General features: G+C 45.9%; 15 protein-coding genes. 11 read left to right on the top strand and 4 right to left on the bottom strand.

Annotated features, from left to right (window positions below; genetic code table 11):
* The first annotated feature begins 419 nt into the window (after positions 1-419).
* Together gltB and K0I62_RS14910 are read left to right on the top strand one after the other, a co-directional pair.
* Positions 420-4,868: a glutamate synthase large subunit gene (gltB, locus tag K0I62_RS14905; RefSeq protein ID WP_220068856.1), complete on the top strand. Its 4,449-nt coding sequence runs from the start codon at positions 420-422 to the stop codon at positions 4,866-4,868.
* 6 nt (positions 4,869-4,874) lie between these two features.
* On the top strand, positions 4,875-6,284 hold the full coding sequence (locus K0I62_RS14910) for an FAD-dependent oxidoreductase (protein ID WP_220068857.1): 1,410 nt from the start codon (positions 4,875-4,877) through the stop codon (positions 6,282-6,284).
* A 572-nt stretch (positions 6,285-6,856) separates the two neighbouring features.
* On the opposite strand, the gene K0I62_RS14915 is transcribed toward K0I62_RS14910, so the two are convergent.
* From K0I62_RS14915 to K0I62_RS14925, 3 genes are all read right to left on the bottom strand, one after another.
* Positions 6,857-9,019, bottom strand: coding sequence for a TonB-dependent siderophore receptor (locus tag K0I62_RS14915; protein WP_220068858.1), 2,163 nt, complete (start codon positions 9,017-9,019; stop codon positions 6,857-6,859).
* Between the two features lie 217 nt (positions 9,020-9,236).
* A complete protein-coding gene (locus K0I62_RS14920; RefSeq protein WP_220068859.1) occupies positions 9,237-9,704 on the bottom strand; it encodes a PA2404 family protein in 468 nt (155 codons plus the stop codon).
* Entirely contained in the window at positions 9,704-10,873 is a 1,170-nt protein-coding gene (locus K0I62_RS14925; protein WP_220068860.1) for a PepSY-associated TM helix domain-containing protein, read from the bottom strand. The genes K0I62_RS14920 and K0I62_RS14925 overlap by 1 nt, the downstream gene beginning before the upstream one ends.
* A gap of 145 nt (positions 10,874-11,018) precedes the next feature.
* Here K0I62_RS14925 and K0I62_RS14930 point away from each other — a divergent pair, with 145 nt between their 5' ends.
* The 7 genes from K0I62_RS14930 (at position 11,019) to K0I62_RS14960 (ending at position 17,337) form a co-directional block, all read left to right on the top strand.
* Positions 11,019-11,165 (top strand): hypothetical protein, encoded by a 147-nt coding sequence (locus K0I62_RS14930; protein ID WP_220068861.1) that lies wholly within the window; start codon positions 11,019-11,021, stop codon positions 11,163-11,165.
* Between the two features lie 911 nt (positions 11,166-12,076).
* Positions 12,077-13,063, top strand: coding sequence for an ATP-binding protein (locus K0I62_RS14935; RefSeq protein WP_220068862.1), 987 nt, complete (start codon positions 12,077-12,079; stop codon positions 13,061-13,063).
* Positions 13,064-14,041: 978 nt separating this feature from the next.
* A complete protein-coding gene (gene mtnN / locus K0I62_RS14940) occupies positions 14,042-14,734 on the top strand; it encodes a 5'-methylthioadenosine/S-adenosylhomocysteine nucleosidase (protein WP_220068863.1) in 693 nt (230 codons plus the stop codon).
* A 15-nt stretch (positions 14,735-14,749) separates the two neighbouring features.
* Positions 14,750-15,742, top strand: coding sequence for a cobalamin biosynthesis protein CobD/CbiB (locus K0I62_RS14945; protein WP_220068864.1), 993 nt, complete (start codon positions 14,750-14,752; stop codon positions 15,740-15,742).
* Positions 15,743-15,849: 107 nt separating this feature from the next.
* Positions 15,850-16,239 carry a DUF2721 domain-containing protein gene (locus tag K0I62_RS14950; protein ID WP_220068865.1) on the top strand — a complete coding sequence of 130 codons (390 nt, stop codon included), beginning with the start codon at positions 15,850-15,852 and terminating at the stop codon, positions 16,237-16,239.
* Entirely contained in the window at positions 16,236-16,856 is a 621-nt protein-coding gene (locus tag K0I62_RS14955; RefSeq protein ID WP_220068866.1) for a trimeric intracellular cation channel family protein, read from the top strand. Before K0I62_RS14950 ends, K0I62_RS14955 begins: the two co-directional genes overlap by 4 nt.
* A 1-nt stretch (position 16,857) precedes the next feature.
* Positions 16,858-17,337: a nuclear transport factor 2 family protein gene (locus tag K0I62_RS14960; RefSeq protein ID WP_220068867.1), complete on the top strand. Its 480-nt coding sequence runs from the start codon at positions 16,858-16,860 to the stop codon at positions 17,335-17,337.
* Between the two features lie 191 nt (positions 17,338-17,528).
* Here K0I62_RS14960 and tyrS read toward each other — a convergent pair whose 3' ends face one another.
* On the bottom strand, positions 17,529-18,725 hold the full coding sequence (tyrS, locus tag K0I62_RS14965) for a tyrosine--tRNA ligase (protein WP_220068868.1): 1,197 nt from the start codon (positions 18,723-18,725) through the stop codon (positions 17,529-17,531).
* 126 nt (positions 18,726-18,851) lie between these two features.
* Between tyrS and K0I62_RS14970 the strand changes: the two genes are divergently transcribed.
* A complete protein-coding gene (locus K0I62_RS14970; protein ID WP_220068869.1) occupies positions 18,852-20,294 on the top strand; it encodes a peptidoglycan DD-metalloendopeptidase family protein in 1,443 nt (480 codons plus the stop codon).
* Positions 20,295-20,303: 9 nt separating this feature from the next.
* Entirely contained in the window at positions 20,304-21,413 is a 1,110-nt protein-coding gene (locus K0I62_RS14975) for an anhydro-N-acetylmuramic acid kinase (protein ID WP_220068870.1), read from the top strand.
* The last annotated feature ends 152 nt before the right edge of the window (positions 21,414-21,565 follow it).

Consider the following 21,565-nt stretch of genomic DNA (forward strand, 5'->3'; position numbering starts at 1 on the left):
AAATAAATAAACCTTGTACTACCTCAAACAATAACAAGATCGCTTCAACACCTTAAAACCAAATTAGCGCCTTGTGCGCTGCGATAAGCCTCAAGTGTTAAAACATTCACTGTATTTGCAATAAAAATCACTTTTTTAAAATAAAAAACAATCACCCCACTTGTTACATTTTGGTAAACCAAAAGTGAGACACATATCAAAATTCTTTTTATTCATAATGTTATAGACACACATTCACAGTTAACGTTAACGTAAAGCGATGTAGCAAAGTGCATTAAACGCCATTTTACACCCAAATTTTATGCACAAATTTGGTTTGACCTTTTATCAGGCAAAAGTTAATTTGGTTGGTTCGGGTGCATATCAATCGCAACTATTTCCCCCGACGTAGTATTGGTTAGTATTAGGGAGTTTTTATAATGAGCTTGTATCACCCCAGTTTTGAACGGGATAACTGTGGCTTTGGCTTAATTGCCCAAATGGATGGCGAAGCCAGCCATAGAATTGTGCGCACTGCGATTCACGGTCTTGACCGTATGAAACATCGTGGCGGCATTGCTGCAGACGGCCGCACCGGAGATGGCTGTGGTTTGCTTATGCAACTTCCCATAAAATTTTTTGAAGCCGTAGCCGCAGAGAATGATTGGCACCTTAGCCGTAAATTTGCCGTCGGAATGTTATTTCTTAGTCAGGATGAAGAGGTCGCAAGCCTGACTAAATCGATACTCGAGCGCGAACTTGAAAAAGAGACATTAAGTGTCGCTGGATGGCGTGAAGTTCCGGTAAACCCTGATGTGCTTGGGCCAATAGGCCAAGCGAGTCAGCCACAAATCTGGCAAGTATTGATTAATGCACCGATTGGTTGGCGCGAGAAAGATTTAGAACGCCGCCTTTATATGGCTCGTCGTCGGCTAGAACAGCAGATGACTGACTGCAAAGACTTCTATGTCGCAAGTCTTTCAGGCCAAGTGATCGTTTATAAAGGATTGATGATGCCGGCCGATCTGCCCGCATTCTATTCTGATCTCGCCGATATTCGCTTGCAAAGTGCTATTTGCTTATTCCACCAGCGTTTCTCGACAAACACATCCCCTAAATGGCCACTTGCACAGCCGTTTAGATACTTGGCTCACAACGGTGAGATCAACACCATCACAGGTAACCGCCAATGGGCCAGAGCCCGTGCCTACAAATTTAATGCACCGCTGCTACCGGATCTGCAGCAAGCTGCCCCCTTTGTAAATGAAACAGGCTCAGACTCATCATCGCTCGATAACATGCTCGAAATGCTGCTAGCAGGCGGCATGGATCTCTACCGAGCAATGCGTCTGCTTATTCCACCTGCATGGCAGAGCAACCCAGAAATGGATGACGAGCTAAAAGCATTTTATGACTTTAACTCCATGCACATGGAGCCGTGGGATGGCCCTGCGGGTATCGTAATGACCAACGGACGTCATGCCGCCTGCGCCGTCGACCGTAACGGCCTGCGCCCATCACGCTACGTGATCACCAAAGACCGAATTTTAACTCTCGCCTCAGAAATTGGCATTTGGGACTATGCCCCCGATGAAGTGGTCGAAAAAGGTCGCGTTGGCCCAGGAGAGCTACTGGTACTCGATACCCTTAATGGTCAACTCTACTCCTCATTTGAAATTGATAACGACCTTAAACGTCGCCATCCTTACAAAGAGTGGATGGCCAAAAATAGTCAAACCTTGATCCCAGCAGAGCAGATGCCAGCTGAAGCCCAAGGTGTATGTGAATTCTCCCAAGAGACATTACTGCAATACCAAAAGCAGTTTGGTTACTCTCGTGAAGAGCTTGAACAAGTGATCTGGGTGCTCGCAGAAAAAGGCGAAGAAGCGATTGGCTCAATGGGCGATGATACCCCAATGGCGGTGCTGTCGAAAAAATCACGCACTTTATATGACTACTTCCGTCAAAAGTTTGCGCAGGTTACTAACCCGCCTATCGACCCATTACGGGAAAAGCATGTGATGTCACTTGCGACCTGTATCGGCCGTGAACAAAACCTATTTAATGAAACCACAGGACACGCGTATCGAGTCATGTTTAACTCACCGATACTGCTATTTAGTGATTTCAAGCAATTACTGGCATTAGATGCGACCTACTACCGTACCAACACGGTTGATCTTAACTACGACCTTAGCGAAGGCCTAGAGGCCGCAGTTAAGCGTATCTGTGACGAGGCAGAACGACTCGCTCGTACTGGTACCACACTGCTGATCCTTTCAGATCGTGCAACGGATAAAGATAAGCAAGTGATCCCTGCGGCAATGGCGGTGGGCGCGGTACAAAAGGTATTAGTGGATAAGAGTCTGCGCTGCGACACCAACATCATTGTTGAAACCGCATCAGCGCGCGATCCACACCATTTTGCCGTGCTCCTTGGCTTTGGTGCTACGGCTATCTACCCTTATTTAGCTTATGAAACTATCTCAGCACTGGCCGCAACTCGCGGAGTCAGCGAAACACAAAAACTGATGCTCAATTTCCGTTACGGCATCGATAAAGGTCTACGTAAGATCATGTCGAAAATGGGCATCAGTACGGTCGGTTCTTACCGCTGTAGTCAGCAGTTTGAAGCCATAGGACTATCATCAGAAGTGGTTGAGCTTTGTTTCAAAGGCGTGATCAGCCGTATCGAAGGCGCCAACTTTACCCTACTAGAGCAAGATCAACAAAAGCTGCAGAAACTGGCGTTTCAAAAACATCAGCCTTTGCCTCAAGGTGGCTTACTCAAATATGTGGAAGGTGGCGAATACCACAGTTTCAACCCTGACGTAGTCAACACCTTACAAGCCTGTCTGCGTGACAAAGATTACAGTGGTTATAAACGCTTTACGAAGCTGGTTGACGATCGACCGGTAGCAACCCTAAGGGATCTCTTTAAAATCGAGGGCAACCTAAGCGCTGTCGATATCGACAGTGTCGAAGCCGCTAAGAACTTATACCCACGCTTTGACAGTGCGGCGATGAGTATTGGAGCGCTCAGCCCAGAAGCTCATGAAGCCTTAGCCGTTGCAATGAACCGCCTAGGCGGACGCTCAAATTCAGGGGAAGGCGGAGAAGATCCACGCCGCTTCAACTCTGAGCGAAACTCAGCAATTAAGCAGGTCGCATCGGGACGTTTCGGCGTAACCGCTCACTACCTAGTCAACGCAGAAGTGCTGCAAATTAAAGTCGCACAAGGCGCAAAACCCGGCGAAGGTGGACAACTACCAGGTGATAAAGTCAGTGTCGAAATTGCAGCGCTGCGAAATGCTCGTCCTGGTGTCACGCTAATTTCACCACCGCCTCACCATGATATCTATTCGATTGAAGATCTGGCACAGCTGATTTTTGACCTTAAGCAGATCAACCCTAAGGCGATGATTTCAGTGAAACTGGTGTCAGAACCTGGTGTTGGCACCATTGCCACCGGCGTTGCCAAAGCCTACGCTGATATGATCACTATCTCTGGTTATGATGGTGGTACGGGTGCAAGCCCTGTGACTTCGGTTAAATACGCTGGCAGCCCGTGGGAACTAGGATTGGCCGAAGTACATCAGTCGCTAGTGTCTAATGGCCTGCGTCATAAGATCCGCTTGCAAGTCGATGGTGGTCTAAAGACAGGAACCGATGTGATTAAAGCAGCCCTACTGGGAGCAGAAACCTTTGGTTTCGGTACCGTACCGATGATCGCCCTCGGCTGTAAATACCTGCGTATTTGTCACCTAAACAACTGCGCGACGGGTGTTGCAACTCAGAATAAACTGCTGAGAGACAATCATTACCACGGTTTACCAGAGCGCGTGATGACCTACTTTGAATTTATGGCACAAGAGATCCGTGAATGGATGGCAGCGCTTGGAGTCACAGAGTTTGAACAATTAGTCGGTAGAAGCGAATGGCTTAGTGTACTTGAAGGCTCGACGCCCAAACAGCAACACTTAGATTTGTCGGCGATTTTGTATAAACCTACAATCCCTGCAGGTTGCGCGCTGACTTGGCAGGAAACTAACGCGACATCGGATAAGGGCGATCTCAACCAAAAGATCCTCGCCGCGGCTAAAAATGCAGTTGAACAAGGCGAGAGTTTTAAGGGACGCTTTGAAATCAACAACACCGACCGTTCTGTGGGTGCAGCCCTTTCGGGTTACATTGCCACAACCGTTGGTCGCGAAGGTGCCAAGGCACCAATCAGGCTTAAATTTAACGGCAGCGCAGGCCAAAGTTTTGGTGTGTGGAATGCCCCGGGTCTATCGCTCGACCTCTGCGGCGATGCTAACGATTACGTCGGTAAAGGGATGTCCGGTGGCAAAATCACCATCTACCCTCCTGTTGGTAGCATGTTCCAAAGCGAAAAGAGTGTCATTGTCGGCAACACCTGCCTCTATGGCGCGAGCGGCGGTAAGCTGTTTGCAGCAGGCCAAGCGGGTGAGCGTTTTGCGGTGCGTAATTCAGGCGCGATTGCAGTTGTCGAAGGTCTAGGCGACAACGGTTGTGAATATATGACAGGTGGAATCGTGGTTGTGCTAGGTAAAACTGGCGTCAACTTCGGTGCGGGTATGACTGGCGGCTTTGCCTATGTATTTGACCGTTTTGGTCACTTCAATCGCCGGGTGAACACCGACTTAGTCGATACCCATAAAGTCAGTTCACCTATTCAACAACAACATCTTAAAGGCCTGATAGAAGAACATCTGGCTGAAACCGGCAGTGAACATGCCAAGATGTTATTAAATGATTTTGAAAACTGGATCGATTGCTTCGTACTCATTAAGCCAAAGAATATTGCGCTTGGTGATCTATTACGCATCGAACAATCGCAGCCAGAACTTTCAGTAGTAGCGGGGTAACTTCAAATGAGCAATGATTTTCAATTTATTGAAGTGGGCCGCAAGGATCCGACCAAACACCAAGCGGCAAAGCGTGCCACCCAGTTTATCGAGATTTATCAGCCATTCGCTCAGCCTCAAGTGGCTGAGCAGGCGGATCGCTGTCTCGATTGTGGTAATCCCTATTGTGAATGGAAATGCCCACTGCACAACTACATCCCAAACTGGCTCAAGCTAGCACAGCAGGGGCGTATTCTCGAAGCAGCTGAGCTAGTCCACGAGACTAACACTCTGCCAGAGATCTGTGGTCGCGTTTGCCCTCAAGACAGATTGTGTGAAGGCGCCTGTACCCTTAACGACGAGTTTGGTGCCGTCACCATCGGTAATGTCGAAAAGTATATTACCGACACGGCCATCGCCCAAGGTTGGCGCCCAGACATGAGCAAGGTTACCGCACGCTCTGAGCGCGTTGCCATCATTGGTGCTGGCCCAGCGGGTCTAGGCTGCGCCGATATTCTCGCCCGTAATGGCGTACAGGCAGTGGTGTATGACAAAAATCCGCAAATCGGTGGGCTACTGACCTATGGTATTCCGTCGTTTAAACTCGATAAGTCGGTCATGGCAACCCGCCGTTCGGTACTGGAAGGTATGGGTATCGAATTTAAGCTGGGCGTCACCGTCGGTGAAGATGTGAGCTTTGATAGCCTACTAAACGAATATGATGCCATTTTTCTCGGTATGGGGACCTACACAGCGATGAAAGCTGGGCTAGAAAACGAAGATGCCAAAGGCGTCTATCAAGCCCTACCCTACCTTATCGGTAACACCCATCACATCATGGGCACAGAATCGGCCGAATCGCCTTATTTAAGCCTTGCAGGGCAAAAGGTTGTGGTACTCGGTGGTGGTGATACCGCCATGGATTGCGTGCGCACTGCGATACGTCAAGGCGCTAGCGAAGTCACTTGTGTCTATCGCCGTGACGAAGAGAACATGCCCGGTTCGCGCCGCGAGGTTCAAAATGCCCGTGAAGAGGGGATCCAGTTCCTATTTAATCGTCAACCGACTGCGATTAAAACCGAAAATGGAGTCGTCTGCGGCATTGAGTGTGTCGAAACTGCCCTTGGTGAGCCAGATGAGTCGGGGCGTCGTCGCCCACAGCCGATTGAAGGTAGCGAGAAACTCATCGAGGCCGATGCCATTATCATCGCCTTTGGTTTCCAGCCCAGCCCTGCTAAGTGGTTAGGCGAGCATGGGGTAGAGCTAGATCAATGGGGACTCGTGGTTGCGCCTAAAGTCGCTGACAATCCGTTCCAAACCAGCAATCCGAAGGTGTTTGCAGGCGGCGATATGGTGCGAGGTTCAGATCTCGTCGTCACCGCGATTGCCGAAGGACGCGATGCGGCCATGGGGATCTTAAACAGCTTCGAAGCTTAATCTTGTTAGGCGCTTAACCAAAGCGCTAAACGATATAACAAAAACGTGTTTGCTTGTGATTTAGTGCTTTAACTTTGAGTGAAGGTTAAAGCGCTTTTTTTTGCCTATAGAAAACCTAGTTTGTTGATTTTAAGTATTTAAAAGCAATCCGTATAAGTAGGCTTGATGGAATTCGTTCAGACTTACACTTAACTTGTCATCCAAAAAGGGAACTTAATAGCGCCTAAAACAGAGCGCTACCCTTCTATAAAATAGCCAGTTTTATAAAATAGCTAAGCTCTATAAATAGGCAGTTTAAAGGAAACCCGCATCATCAATGTATATTAAAACGCGAGTGTTCAATCTCAGATAAACACCCGCGTCTTCAACAGTAATACCCAGTTGTTCTAGGGTGAAACTCGTTAACACTGCATCAAAAGTGCTAAAAACAGCCTGTTAGGCGTGTTTTTACCGTCCTACTTCTGCGTTGAACGGCCTCACAAGGTAACAAGCAGTCCATCGCCCATTGCCTTGAATGAGTTGCCAAAAATACAGTGAGTCGCTCACTTTCTTATACCGATTGGTCTAACGCCTTAAAAACGATAATTAAAGCTAACCGTGGTGTTTCTAGGTGTACCGTAGTGATATACGCTATATGCTGGAATTGAAGCTGACATATAGGCGTAATATTTTTCGTCTAGCAAGTTCTCTACATTTAGCTGCAGATCCATATTTTCAGCTAAATTGTAACGCGCCATCAGGTTAACGAGTGCATAAGAGTCCTGCTCTATCACTACATCCCCCACTTCAGAATAACTTTCACTCTGCCAAGTAACGCCACCACCAAATGTTAACTCAGGCAGAAGGTTGACAAGCTGATACGTGCTAAACAACTTAAACTGTTTTTGAGGGCTCGTGGTCGCCACTCTTTTGCCTTCGGCATCTTCGGCGTTAAACTGAGAATAGCCGGCAGAAATGTTCCATCCATCGACAGGCTCACCAACGACTTCTAGTTCAAACCCCTTACTTTTAGTGCCCTGAACTGCGTCATAATAAGTCGTTAAAACACCGCCAATAATCGCTGTTCCTGCTTCTACAGCAAGATTATCTTGATCGATCTGGAACAGTGCCACAGTCGTGTGTAGTCGGTCGTCAAGGTATGAACTCTTAACCCCGACTTCGTAGGCTTTACCTTCCAATGGGTCAAGATAATCACCATTAATATCTATGTTGTTTTGCGGATTAAAGATTTCGGTATAGCTGGCATAAACACGATGCGATTCATTAATGTCATACAGGGCACCGATATAAGGCACAAATACGCCATCATCACCAAAGTTAGTATCTGTTCCATAGCTAACACCGTCACGGTTCCAGCTGGAAATACGTCCGCCGGCAATCACCTTGAACGCATCGGTGATCGTTAACCGAGTTGCCGCATAGAAACCTTTCTGCTCTGTATCCATATTCAGCTGACGATTGGCGTCAGCCGACCACACGGGCTCAGCGAAGGTGTTACTCTGCCATTCATAGAAATTATCAACCGTCTTTGAATCAAACCCACTCATATTATCGCGAATCGGTTCATAGGTATCAGCATAAGATTTTTGCTTACTATAGAGCGCACCAGCCACAAATTCATGATCACGGTTGAACAGTTGATAATCGCCTTTCAACTGCACATCGAAATTGTTGGAGTTACTCTCACCATGGCTATGATAACGCTGACCACTCAATCCAGCGCCGGTTTCTTTGTTCAATAAACCCGACATGTAGATCATCTTGGTGGTAGTTTCATATTCCATGCGATTATAGTTAGCCACAATTTGCCAACCGTTATCGAAATAATGAGTCAGATTCGCAAAGTAGTTAATGTTAGTGGTTTCCCAGCGGCTCCAATCGGCAGCCGTAGTGGTAGAAACATCCCAATCTGTAACAGAGCCATCGCTAAATACCGCAGGTAACGCGCCCCACATGGCTCCCTTAGGATTATTGTTATTGTAATTACCACCGACTCGCAGCATAGTGTCATCGGTGATATCAGCGTCAATTACGCCATAAACTATGGTCTTTCGGTCTTGATATAAATCCTGAAAGGAATCGCTATTAACGTATTTAGCAACCATACGACCACGTACGCTACCGCTGTCATTCAGGCCATTGGAAATATCCGCCGTAACCTCCTTTTTATTCCAGCTTCCCGTTGCGACATCAACATAGCCTTTGAGCTCTGAACTATCGGCATGTTTACGTACTAAGTTAATTGAAGCCGAAGGGTCCCCTGCGCCAGTAAGCAACCCAGTCGCACCACGCACCACTTCGACCCGTTCATAGAGTGAGATATCAGACACGGTCTCACCGGCATCCCCGCCCAAACTCCAAGATAGTGGCACACCATCGATCTGATAATTCTGAACCGTAAATCCACGCGCCGAAAACCCGTTGCGGACATTATCCGTCTTGGATGAGGACAAACCAACGGTGTTATTAACAACATCGACGACCGTATTAAGAGCCTGATCTTGTATACGCTCAGCAGTCATAATGCTGACTGACTGTGGCGTTTCCTGTAACGACAGCCCCAAACCAGTCGCAGTATCGATTGTTCTACTGACGGTATACTTACCCGTCACAGTCATTTTTTCGATATTTTGATCTTGTACATTATTAATCGAAGACTGCTCTTCAGCCAAAACTAGATGAGGATTTAAAGCCAAAGTGACCGCAGCCGCGAGAGGAAGTAGATTAAAGCGCATAGTTATTTTTAGTTAGTCAGTTTAAAGTAAACAGACATTAACACGATTACGAATCGTTTTCATTTACATTTTAGTGATGTAGATAGCAAAGTGCTCACAATCTCTCCATTAAGGCCACAATAGTAATTAAAATAGTAATTAAATTGATGCCGGCACAAATGGCTTACTAGTGAGTAAGCCATAAAATAAGCTGGCCGGCTCATATTGCTTAATCGACTTAGGGCAGTAACTCTGGTGGCAGAGGCCAGCGCGCAACGCTCCATTCACCTTGCCAATTTTGTATCGATACCCAAAGACTATCGGTAGCATTGAGCTGCTTTGCCGCGATGGCATGCACATGTTGACCATGTTTATTACCGTGCAAAATACCATTCTCACTGCGTTGCAATATACTCATAGGCAAGGCCTCCACACCAATATTCGCGTACCCTTGGCGCATGTTGCTTATTTCACCTTCTTCGAAAATCACCATAAAATCTTTTACAAAATCGTCATGATGTACATAGGGCGCTTTGAGATCTAACGGTAAAGGTGAAACCTTAAACTCCCCAAGCTGCTGAGCCGGCCATGCCGGTGGAAATTTAGGTGTTAAAGACTGGTACAAAAACACAATGGGAAACAATAAAATGAGCCCACTGAGTTTATATTTATTTTTGTTCCACCAAATTGAGCGAACCAAAGCCATCAGCGCATCTCTCCTAACATTTCCGTTGCCAAATATTTCTCTTCTGCTTGCTTAAATGCACGCACATTACGTAATCCCCACATCATAAATCCGGTGATCGACATACCAGACAGAATCAATCCAAAAATAAACCAAATAAACTTTGTCCAAATTCCCCCTAACGTACCGTAATGTAAGGGATCGGCAATATGCATTAGAGTCTGTATCCCCGTCATAGTCTCCGGAGATGATGCACTCGCCACCTCCCCAGTCCATGGGTTAATACTCAGGTTGTAAGAATATTGGTCGTAAAACAGATGATCGCCAGAACCACTAAGATGATACATGTCACGGCTGTGCTCTGGTTTAGTCACATAACTGGCCTTAAACTCAGGAAAGCGTGTTTGCGCTAACGTCAGAGCCTCTGCAAATGAAACGCTTGCAGTGGCTGAACTAGTATCGCCTTTTTGGATAACGGGGAGTTGTGCCGCCTCGATTAAAGGCGCGTGGGGTTCTATATCAATATCAGCATGCCAAAAAATGGCTTGAACCAGATACCATAATCCAGTCACCGACATGATAGCGATAAACCAAATAGACCAAACGCCAGATAGCTTATGCAAATCGGCTAATAACGTCTTTCGCCCTTGATGAATACGCAATTTAGGCGTCAAAAAACTTCGCCAAAATCGTTTATAAACAATAAGACCCGTTACTAGGGAAGCAAGCATGAATAATGCCATAGAGCAAACGAGATAGTAACCGACGCTATAGCCACCCCGCCAAGGAAACAATAACCAAGAATGCAAGGAGCGCATAAAACCAATAAAAGTAATACCTTGGTTAATCTGCTGGATCTCACCTGTATATTGATTGACATAAGCCATAGCAAAGGGTTTGTCCGTGTCGCTAAACATAACGACATTGACTAAATAAGATTCGAAGGTCATAGCCCCCGTAACCGCCGCACTGGGATAGCGCTCCTCTACAATAGTCATTAATTCGCTAACGGGTTTTGCCGGCAAATCATCGGGATTAACCGCTCTAGACTGAGGATTAGTCAGCCAAGTGATCTCATGACTCACCACCGCTACCGTTCCAGTTATACAGATAAAACAAAATAACAACCAAATCGGGAGCGACACCCAGCCGTGCAACATAAACCAGAATCGATTACTGATCTTCGCCATTTATCATTTTCCTAGGGTATCTATAATTTGGCGATAATAAGCGTAATACGAACTATTATCAATTAAATAACAAGATTAATAACTAAGTTGAAACTAAAATGTGAAACCGATCCATTCCAAAACTTAGTGGGATCATTGATCGGCAATGCAGGAGAACCATTGGCTAATTAACTATGCCTACAAAGGAAAAAAGATCAGCAACGTACGACAACTGACTGCGACCATAGGGCTCAATGGACGTATGAGCTTACCAACAAAAGCTATTGTGCCTTGGTGGCGAATGACCGCTTAGTATTTTTGCCTGCATGTTCATCTATTGACAAGGTTTGAAGGTCGCACCTTCAATAGGACTCAATTGCTTGCAGCGGTGATGTATATGGATATACGAATGTCGTGATCACATGGTCAGTGATGTTCCCTACATCACACTGACATTTCCCGTATCCCTATGGGTCCGATGTGAAAGAACAACCTAATGTGCAGATACTGCTTCGGGACGCTTTGCGCCATCCTTGGCCGCTTAACGAAAACATCCATGTTTTCGATCCCCTCAGCTGCATCTACACTAGGTTATTTTCTCTCTTCGATTTGCCTTCATTTAGTGTGAGTGGCGAGTAAAAAGCTAACGTGCTTTTGCCCCAAAGTGGGTAGACCTTAAAATGAAGGTTTAGCCTTTTTTGGCTTAGTAGCGTTTGGCTGCATCTTATTTGTTAAGTGTACTTGAAGGTCACACCTTCACTGTTACTAATCGCCTGTCCGGCGAGGAATGTGCAAGCACTCTTTTGGCTCGCTGTGAATATATCCCTATACGCTCCACGGTGGCATCCCTGCCACCAAGGGCCAAAACCGCGCTTACACTGGGTCATTTTATCTCTTCGATTTGACAGTGTTTGGTGTGACTTGAGAATAAAAAGCTAAGAAGGTTTTGCCCCAAAGTTTGTTTCGCATGACTGAACTGGCGCTGCTTGGTACTGGACTGTTGACCTAATTTTAGTAATGCTACAAAGTGTCTACTGTTCTAGAGGATTACCACATTGTGCTGAAGCAGCATTTACATTACTGTATGATTTACAGTAGTTTTTTGAATCTTACTAGCGTGTCAATACATGCTTAGTCTCCTACTTTACAAGGTAGTGTACATTGCAAGGTTTCACTAAAAGCTGTTAGCCCTTTCCCATTGTTAGTAGATTTGGTGCAATAAAAGTGACAACAATAAAGTTTCCGAAAACATTTGATCGTGACACTCTTCAAGATTTCTTTGACGAGCTAGATAATAGCCAAGACCTAGATAAAGTGTGTGTCGATTGTTCAACAATTACGTGGTCAAAGCCAACAGCTATGCTAGTAGCAGGCTCTAAGCTTAGACAGTGGATACAAAAACGCCGAGAGCTGAAGCTAAGTACGACAAGGAAAGGAGTTGATACTTATTCTGCTGTCCATGATTACCTGAAGCACATAGGTTTCTTCGATTTTGTTATGATGGGTGAGGGCAAGTGCGTTGGGGAAGCTAAGGGTTCTAGCACTTACACTGCGATTACTAGAATTGCAAAGCCGATAATGGGCGATGGTGAAGATGCTCTTGAAAAGTGGTACGAAAGTATACAATCGGAAGTTCGAGGGTTGGCAATAGTTATTTCTGGCGAAGCTGAAGGGCAACAGATCAATAAATTTTATAATTATGCCTTACGTGAAATTGTTAGGAATGTATTTGAGCATTCTGGTGCAAATGAGTGTTATGTCTTTGGGCAGCGTTGGTGTGATGGTAAGGCTGAAATTGTTATAGTTGATGAAGGTGTAGGTATTAGCTCTTCATTAACTCAGTCTTATGAATTACATAGTGACATTGAAGCATTGAAGCTTTCTGTTAAGCCTGGTGTTTCACGTACATCACAGCTTTCTCAAGATGAAAACGTATTTGATAACTCTGGCTTTGGCCTTTACGTTTTGACTGAAATCGCTCGCAGTTTTGGGTGGTACGCCTTGGGTAGTAACACAGCCCGTATTGTTGGCTTCAACGATACAATTTGCGAAGAGAATATGAATTTCTCTGGTACTTATTTTGGTCTAAGGCTCGTTTCTCCTCCCAAAAACTTCTCTGAATTAACAGCAGACATAATCAAGACAGGAGAAGATGAAGCTCAAGAATATGGAATTGAGCGTAAGGCGTCGGGAATTACGAAAATATTGTAGTGCAGGGCTAACAAATTGCCTAAAAGTGACGGCTAACCTTTGGCATTTTTGGGACGGTTGAGTTTAGTAATTATGGTGGATATGTTTAAGTTTCTTGACTTAGCCTCACCTTAGCAAGGCGTTAGCCCATAGAAATTTTAATTTGAAACCGGCGAGTTAGAGCAAATATCCTAACAAGCTTATGTCCAGAAATGAGTTAACTTGTGATTGCCCAAGTGGTACCAGTAAGGTCAAATCGAAGAGATAGAAAACTCGGTGTGAACACAGTTGTGACCTTCCGAGGCATGGATGCCGAGGTAGAGCTCACATGGAAGTGCTTGTAGCGTGTCACAAATGTGTTTGCACGTGAGGCCTGCTGCAAGCAACTCAAAACTATGAAGGTCAACGCTGCCATCAGCGAAGTAAAAACCTATGCAGCTAAAGGTTACAAGCTAAAAAAGCCAACACTGTCATTCGAAGGTCAGCTTATTTTTGTCCAAAAATGAGTTAACTTGTGATTGCCCAAGTGGTACCAGCAAGGTCCAATCGAAGAAATAGAAAACTCAGTGTGAACACAGTTGTGACCTTCCGAGGCATGGATGCCGAGGTAGAGCTCACATGGAAGTGCTCGAACAACGTCCATATCTAAAAGCCAGTTCGGCGTCCATGCCTCTCGTTCGTAACCACGAAGCTACGCTTCACTCACCGAGTCACAAATGTGTTTGCACGAAAGGCCTGCTGCAAGCAATTCAAAAACAATAAAGCTCAAGACTAGCACCAGCTAAGGACTGTCCAATTGGCTATGGGCACCGACAAAGCAACTTCTAACTTGTTTTCCCACAAGCCATCGAGCTTGCGATCCACGATCTCGCCAGAGAACCACTTTATTGCTATATTAGCCCCCATTAACCTGCCTATTACGTCAAACCTACTATCAAACGTAACAGCTGAACGTAATAGCGAACGTAATCGCAACCATCACCATATTAAGGTCATTCAATGAAAATCGGTATTATCGGCGCCATGGAGCCAGAAGTCGCTCATCTCATCGCCTCTATGACTAACCCAGAGTCGCAAACTATTGCAGGCATCGAATTTGTTGCCGGGCAGCTAGAAGGCAAAGATGTTGTAGTGACTCGCTCGGGGATTGGTAAAGTCACCGCGAGCGTTGCAACCACCCTATTGATTGAAAAATATGCCCCTGATTATGTGATTAATACCGGCTCGGCTGGCGGGTTTGTCGACAGCCTAGCGATTGGCGATATCGTCATTTCATCTGAAGTACGCCATCACGATGTCGATGTGACCGCATTCGGTTACGAAATTGGCCAAATGGCGCAGCAACCAGCCGCCTTCATGCCCGATGCAACTCTCGTTAGCGCAGCACAGAAAGCGGTCGCTAGCCTTGGTGAAGTAAAAGCCATCGAAGGGCTGATCTGCACTGGCGATAGCTTTATCTGCGACCCTGTTCGCACTAAGACAATGATAGAAAACTTCCCAACAATGGCGGCGTGCGAGATGGAAGGGGCGGCAATAGCCCAAGTATGCCATCAGTTTGGCGTACCATTTGTGGTGATCCGTTCACTATCAGACAATGCTAACAATGACTCGCCAGTCGATTTTGATAGCTACATCGTTAAAGCGGGACACCACTCGGCGCTTATGGTGATGTCGCTACTTAAACAACTGTAATCTTATAGCTTATCCATGCTGCCAGACTTTACTCAACAGCTAATGAATGACAGCCCCTTATATCAAGGGGCGCTTATCCTATTAGTGTCGATATTGCTGGCAAAAATGGCCCCGCTGCCACGAGAGGCACAAGTATTTTACTGGTACAGCCATCTCGCGCGCAGCTTATCAGCCAAGGTTAACCGTAAAGGGCGCACCAGTTCCCAACAAAAAACCGCAGGCTTTCTCGCTATCGTCCTCTTGGTCGTGCCCTTTTGGCTGATCATCACCTTTTTAATTCAGCTGGCCGCTTTTCCGTGGTTTTTCGAATTTATCATTCTTTACCTCTGCCTATGTGATGAACAGTTCTATAAAGTCGCCGACGAGACCGCGCAGGCATTAAGACAAGACAATAGACCAAGTGCTAGAGCACTACTAAAAAACTGGCTGTTCAGAGACACTCAAGACTTATCTGAAGTCGGTTTGGCTAAAGCGACAATAGAAAAACTGGTCACCATCCCAGTCTACAGCATTGTGGCCACCATCCTGTTTTTCGCCATCGGTGGTGCACCTTTAGTCCTAGGCGCGCGCATGATAAAGCAGCTTGAATATTGCTGGCCTTCGGTTAATCCGCAATATCAAAGCTTTGGGAAACCCGCCTACTACTTAAGCTATGGGCTCTATTTCTTGCCAACATTGCTATGGAATTTTACCTTAGCCATACAAGGTGGCCCTAAAACACTAGTGCTCATACTGCGGTCGACTAAGAGTCGTTATCCAGTCAACAATCATATCGCGACCTGTGAAATTGCCGCTCATGTACTAGGAATAGAGCTGGGTGGGCCGATAAAATTTGCCAATACCAAGGTTTCTCTTGAGAAAGTCGGTAAAAAACAGAAACCCGATGCCTCTCACCTGCCCCATGCCCTAAAGTTGGCCCGAATGGGAAATACGATATGGGTGTTAAGTGTGATAATGATTCCTATTATTTGGGCGTTATTACGCTACCTAAAAACAGCAGCACTGTAATTTTCACAGAACAACTCAGCCCGAAAGGGATTGGACTAGACAAGCGGCAACGGATTGGTATTATGCGACTCTAGTGGTAACATACTGACATTATAGGTATAACGATTTTGTTTGATAATCTTCATATTTCGCTGACAACCCCAGCGCTGCTTTTCCCTGCAATTTCATTACTGTTGCTCGCCTATACAAATCGTTTTTTCTCTCTGGCGGCATTAATCCGTAATCTTAGCAGTCAGGGAACGCCAATCCATAGCGGACAACTTAAAAATCTACGCCAACGAATCATTATTATCCGTCGAATGCAAGAAGCCGGAGTATCGAGCTTTGCGCTATGTGTGTTGTGTATGATTTTTATCTATATTGGTTTTAACAAAACGGGGTCTCTCATTTTTGGGTCAAGCCTGTTATTACTGCTTTATTCTTTGTTGTTATCCGTCATTGAAATTCGTATCTCGGTCGATGCACTTAATTTTCACTTAAAAGAACTCGATCAATGAAAGAGTGGGTCTATTTTTTTGACTTATGTGGTACAGCGGTCTTTGCCCTATCAGGCGCGTTAGCCGCTGGACGCCATCGAATGGACCCTTTTGGGGTGATTGTTCTTGCCTCGGTAACCGCCATTGGTGGCGGTAGTATTCGTGACGCGCTGCTAGGTACCACACCAGTATTTTGGATCCGCGATCATAATTACATCATAGTGATTCTCGCTACTGTGTTGTTAACGCTGATATTTATTCGTAAACCCAAGAAAGTACCTCAGTATACTTTGCCAGTAGCCGATGCCTTAGGGTTAGCACTATTTACTGTTATTGGCGCAGAAAAGGCGCTCAATCTCGGCCTCAGCGGCATGATTGCCGTCGTAATGGGCTTGATAACTGGCGTCGGAGGCGGCATTATTCGAGACGTACTTTGCCGTCAGGTGCCAATGATTTTACGTACTGAGATTTACGCTACCGCATCAATATTTGGTGGAATTAGTTATACCTTGGCATTAAGCCTAGGTGCCGCTAATAAGGCGGCATTTGCAGTTGCTATGATTAGCGCTTTGGCAATAAGGTTAGCCGCCATAAAATGGCACTTAAGACTTCCCGCTTTCGATCTGAAGAAAACATAAAATGATCAGGTATTTTTTATACAGCCTATTGGCACTAACTCCTCTATTTGCACAAGCAAATCCTGGTGATATGCCTGAAGAGCAGCAGATGGCCGTCCAGTATATTCAAGCGCTAACCGATCACGACTATCTAACTCTAGGTTCATTTTATAATCGCGACAGTATCTTTATCGATCGCACCGCCAGTAAAAAATACACAGGTAGACGCGATATCTTAGAGTTTTTCGAGCGCGCTCATCGCGGCGTGCTGGAATATAACTTCAATATTGAACACATGTTTAACTCTGGCTCATTGGTGATCATGATAGGTAACTATCACTATCGTGGCCCTGGAAGCCTGTTTGGTAAGCCAGGAAAAGTCATTGAATTGGCGATACCAGGGGTGACGACGGTAAAACTGGATTTAGCGAATCATCGCGTGACAGAGCATGAAGATCTAATGGACTATCAAACCATGCAAGATCAACTCGCGACGCAGTAAGCTTCTAGCACCTAACATAAGTGTTCCAGACACAACGCCAATTTCTATCCATCCATGGGAAATTTGCATAAGTGTTCCAGACACAAAAAAGGTCTGCATTGGCAGACCTTTTGTTATATCGCTTAGCTTTACTTAGACCCAAGCACTCTGAGCCAAGTACTCTAGACCAAAGTGAACTAAACCAGAGTAAGCTAAACCAAAGTGATTTTAGCAAACTTACGCTTGCCCACTTGGAATACCCCGCTAGTCCCAGCGGTCAATTGTAGACGAGTATCTTCAATCTTAACGCCATCAATCTTAGCAGCGCCTTGCTTTATCATACGCATCGCATCTGATGTTGAAGCCACTAAGCCAGCCTCTTTTAGCACGTTAGCAATCGCAATCCCTTCACCGGCAACAAGCTCAACCTCTGCGATATCTTCAGGTAGAGCACCTTTTTGAAAGCGGTTGATAAATTCTTGATGCGCAGCTTCTGCAGCAGCTTCATCATGAAAACGCGCAATGATCTCTTTCGCCAGTAAGATCTTAACATCTCTCGGGTTAGTCCCTTGAACTACATCCTCTTTTAACTGAGCAATCTCAGTAAGCGGACGGAACGACAATAGATCGAAATAACGCCACATCAAATCATCAGAGATAGACATGATTTTGCCGAACATCTCACTCGCAGGCTCACTGACACCGATATAGTTGTGCGCAGACTTTGACATCTTCTTGACGCCATCTAAGCCTTCAAGCAGCGGCATCATGATAACCGTCTGTGGCTTTTGACCCGCTGTTTTTTGCAGTTCACGCCCCATCAGCAAGTTAAACTTCTGATCGGTACCACCCAGTTCAACATCAGACTCTAACGCTACTGAGTCATAACCTTGCAATAATGGATACATAAACTCATGAATCGCGATAGATTGACCCGAAGCATAACGCTTCTTAAAGTCATCGCGCTCCATCATACGCGCAACCGTTTGCTGAGAAGCTAAACGGATCATCCCTGCAGCGCCAAGCGGCTCAAGCCAGCTAGAGTTAAACTCGATACGTGTCTTAGCCGGATCTAAAATCTTGTATACTTGCTCTTTATACGTCTCGGCATTCGCCAAAACTTGTTCACGGGTCAATGGCGGACGCGTGCTGTTCTTACCACTTGGGTCGCCGACCATACCGGTGAAATCACCTATTAAAAAGATCACTTCATGACCGAGTTCTTGAAAAGTTCTCATCTTATTCAAAATAACGGTATGGCCAAGATGAATATCTGGCGCAGTGGGATCAGCCCCCAACTTAATGCGCAGAGGACGACCCTCTTTGAGTTTTTCCAGCAGATCCGCTTCGAGAAGGATCTCGTCGGTACCACGTTTAATTTCTGCTAATGCTTGGTCTAAATCAGCCATCTTGGCAGCTACTCCTGAGAGCCTATAGGTAAATATTGGGCACTAATGTTACTTGTTAGCCAGCACAAATGAAAGAGTGTACACTAATAGGATGGGCTTAAGTGTAAGAAATTGGTATCGGAGTCAATGGGAAAGGTAATAACACTCTTAAAATTGTTACCCAGATTACATCAAATTATATTGAGTATCTTAGTGGTGATCACCCTAACGGTGGTATTTTTACCATCCGACGATGCTCAGGCTTCCCGTTCGACTAACAGTGCGCTATCGGGGTCGGTGACCTTTTCCGACGAAGGTAAAGCCATAGCGCCAAACGCCCAAGCCTATCCCGTGCCATTAGCCTTTAGAAAGCCCGTCCCCCCAAGTGCAGCCGAAATAGCTCAAAAAGCAAGTAAAGCCAACGAAGTAGATTTAAGCCAAACCGCGCTAACCTCTGTAACAACAGATCATGATGCTGAAGAGTCGGTGATCGAACCGAATAAAATCCTTGAGCACAAGGAACAATTTACGGTTCGTAGCGGTGATACTTTAGCAGCACTATTTAAGCGCGCAGGCCTTAGCGCTCGTGACGTATATGAGATCACTCAACTGCCTAAAGCCAAAAAGAATCTACTAAAAATCATGCCCGGCGAAGAGATAGAGATCGTAAAAAATGACGCAGGTGAACTCACTAAGGTGCGTTACCACCTCGATCCCATCTCGACACTCATTATCAGTAAGCAAAACAGTGGCTATAGTGAAGAGGTCGAAACTAAACAAGTTGAAAACCGCACTAAATTTGCCGCAGCAACCATCAGCAGTAACTTTTGGAATGCAGGTGTTGGCGCAGGCCTAACACCAAATCAAATCATGCAATTAGCCACCATTTTTGGCTGGGACATCGACTTCGCCCTCGACCTAAGACAAGGCGACAATTTCTCTATCTTATTCGAAGAAGAGTATGCCGACGGTGAGTTTTTGCGTAACGGTAACATTCTTGCCGCAGAGTTTATCAACCAAGGCGATAAGTATACTGCCGTGCGCTATAAAGATGGCAGTTATTACTCAGCGGAAGGGCGCAGCATGCGTAAGGCCTTCTTGCGCTCCCCGGTTGATTTTAAATATGTGAGCTCAAGCTTCAATCCACGCAGGCTCCATCCCGTTACAGGGCAAGTCAAGGCCCACCGAGGTGTCGACTATGTCGCCGCGGTAGGCACACCGATAAAAGCGGCGGGTAAAGGCCGGGTGATCAAATCTGGTTACAATCAGTACAATGGCAACTATGTGTTTATTAAACACAACGAAACCTACACCACTAAATATCTTCACCTTAAAAAGCGTAAAGTAAAGCAAGGACAAACAGTCAAACAGGGCCAAGTGATCGGCACATTAGGCTCAACCGGTCGGGTTACTGGCGCACATCTCCATTATGAATTTATCGTCAATGGGGTTCATCGTAATCCTCGCACGGTAAAACTACCGCAGTCCTTGCCTATCGACAAAAAAGAGAAACAACAATTCCTCGCGCTTAGCCAGCAATTAATGGCTAAACTTGAACAGCAACAACAAATTCAGCTTGCTGCTCAATAGGACCTATTCATGACCTCAAAATACTATATCGGCCTAATGTCGGGTACCAGCATGGATGGCGTTGACGCCGTTCTTGTGGATTTTAGTGACAACAATATCACTCTGATCGCTAGCCATACCGAAGCTCTGCCTAAACACCTGCTGAGTGGCTTACAGCGTTTATGTAAGTCAGGCAATGATGAGATTAATCGGGTTGGCACCTTAGATAGGAGTGTCGGTAAGTTATTTGCGCAAGCGGTGAATGGATTAATCGACAAAGCAGGGATAACTAAAAAGCATGTGATTGCCATTGGAAGTCACGGTCAAACAATAAGGCACATGCCAAATCTCGAGATGGGCTTTACCTTGCAAATAGGCGATCCCAATACCATTGCAGCGTTGACGGGGATCGATGTGATAGCCGATTTCAGGCGAAAGGATATCGCCCTTGGCGGCCAAGGCGCACCTTTAGTTCCCGCATTCCACCAGCAGCTGTTTGCAAAAGCAGGCACCAAACGGATGATCTTAAATATTGGTGGCATCTCTAACATCACCTATCTACCCGGTGATGCGACTGCGGTTATCGGGTTTGATAATGGCCCAGGCAACACCTTAATCGATGCTTGGATGAAGCAGGTTAACGGTGAGCCCTATGATAAAGATGGCGAATGGGCCGCCAGTGGAACCACAAACCCACAACTCTTAGAGCAGATGTTATCTCATTCTTATTTCTCACTAAGTGCGCCAAAGAGCACAGGTAGGGAACTGTTCAATCAAGCTTGGATGGAGCAACAAACCGCTGATTTTGGTTACATGAATGAGGCTGATATTCAATCGACGCTGCTCGATCTCACCTGCCACAGTATCGCTAATGATTGCCTAAAACTCACCGATAACGCCGAGCTTTATGTCTGTGGTGGCGGCGCCTTTAATAAAGAGCTGCTACGCCGCTTAACTCTGCTGTTGCCACATTATACGGTGAACACCTCAGCGCCACTTGGGGTTAACCCTCAATGGGTCGAAGGCATCGCCTTTGCTTGGCTCGCCATGCGCCATAAACATGGATTACCCGGTAACCTTCCAGCCGTAACAGGTGCCTCTAGAGAGGCTGTGCTTGGTGGATTTTTCCCAGCGATTTAACCACACGCACTCGTGTTACCGATACTTAACAACAGAGTAGCAGGGCATTATCGCCTTGCTACCCAGTGAAACAACATTCCTCATTGCCAATCCCACTGCATCAACAAAACCTTTTATACTCCAGTACAACAAATGTTATCATTGCAACCAAT

It is taken from the genome of Shewanella psychrotolerans, assembly GCF_019457595.1.
Classification (GTDB): Bacteria; Pseudomonadota; Gammaproteobacteria; order Enterobacterales; family Shewanellaceae; genus Shewanella; species Shewanella psychrotolerans.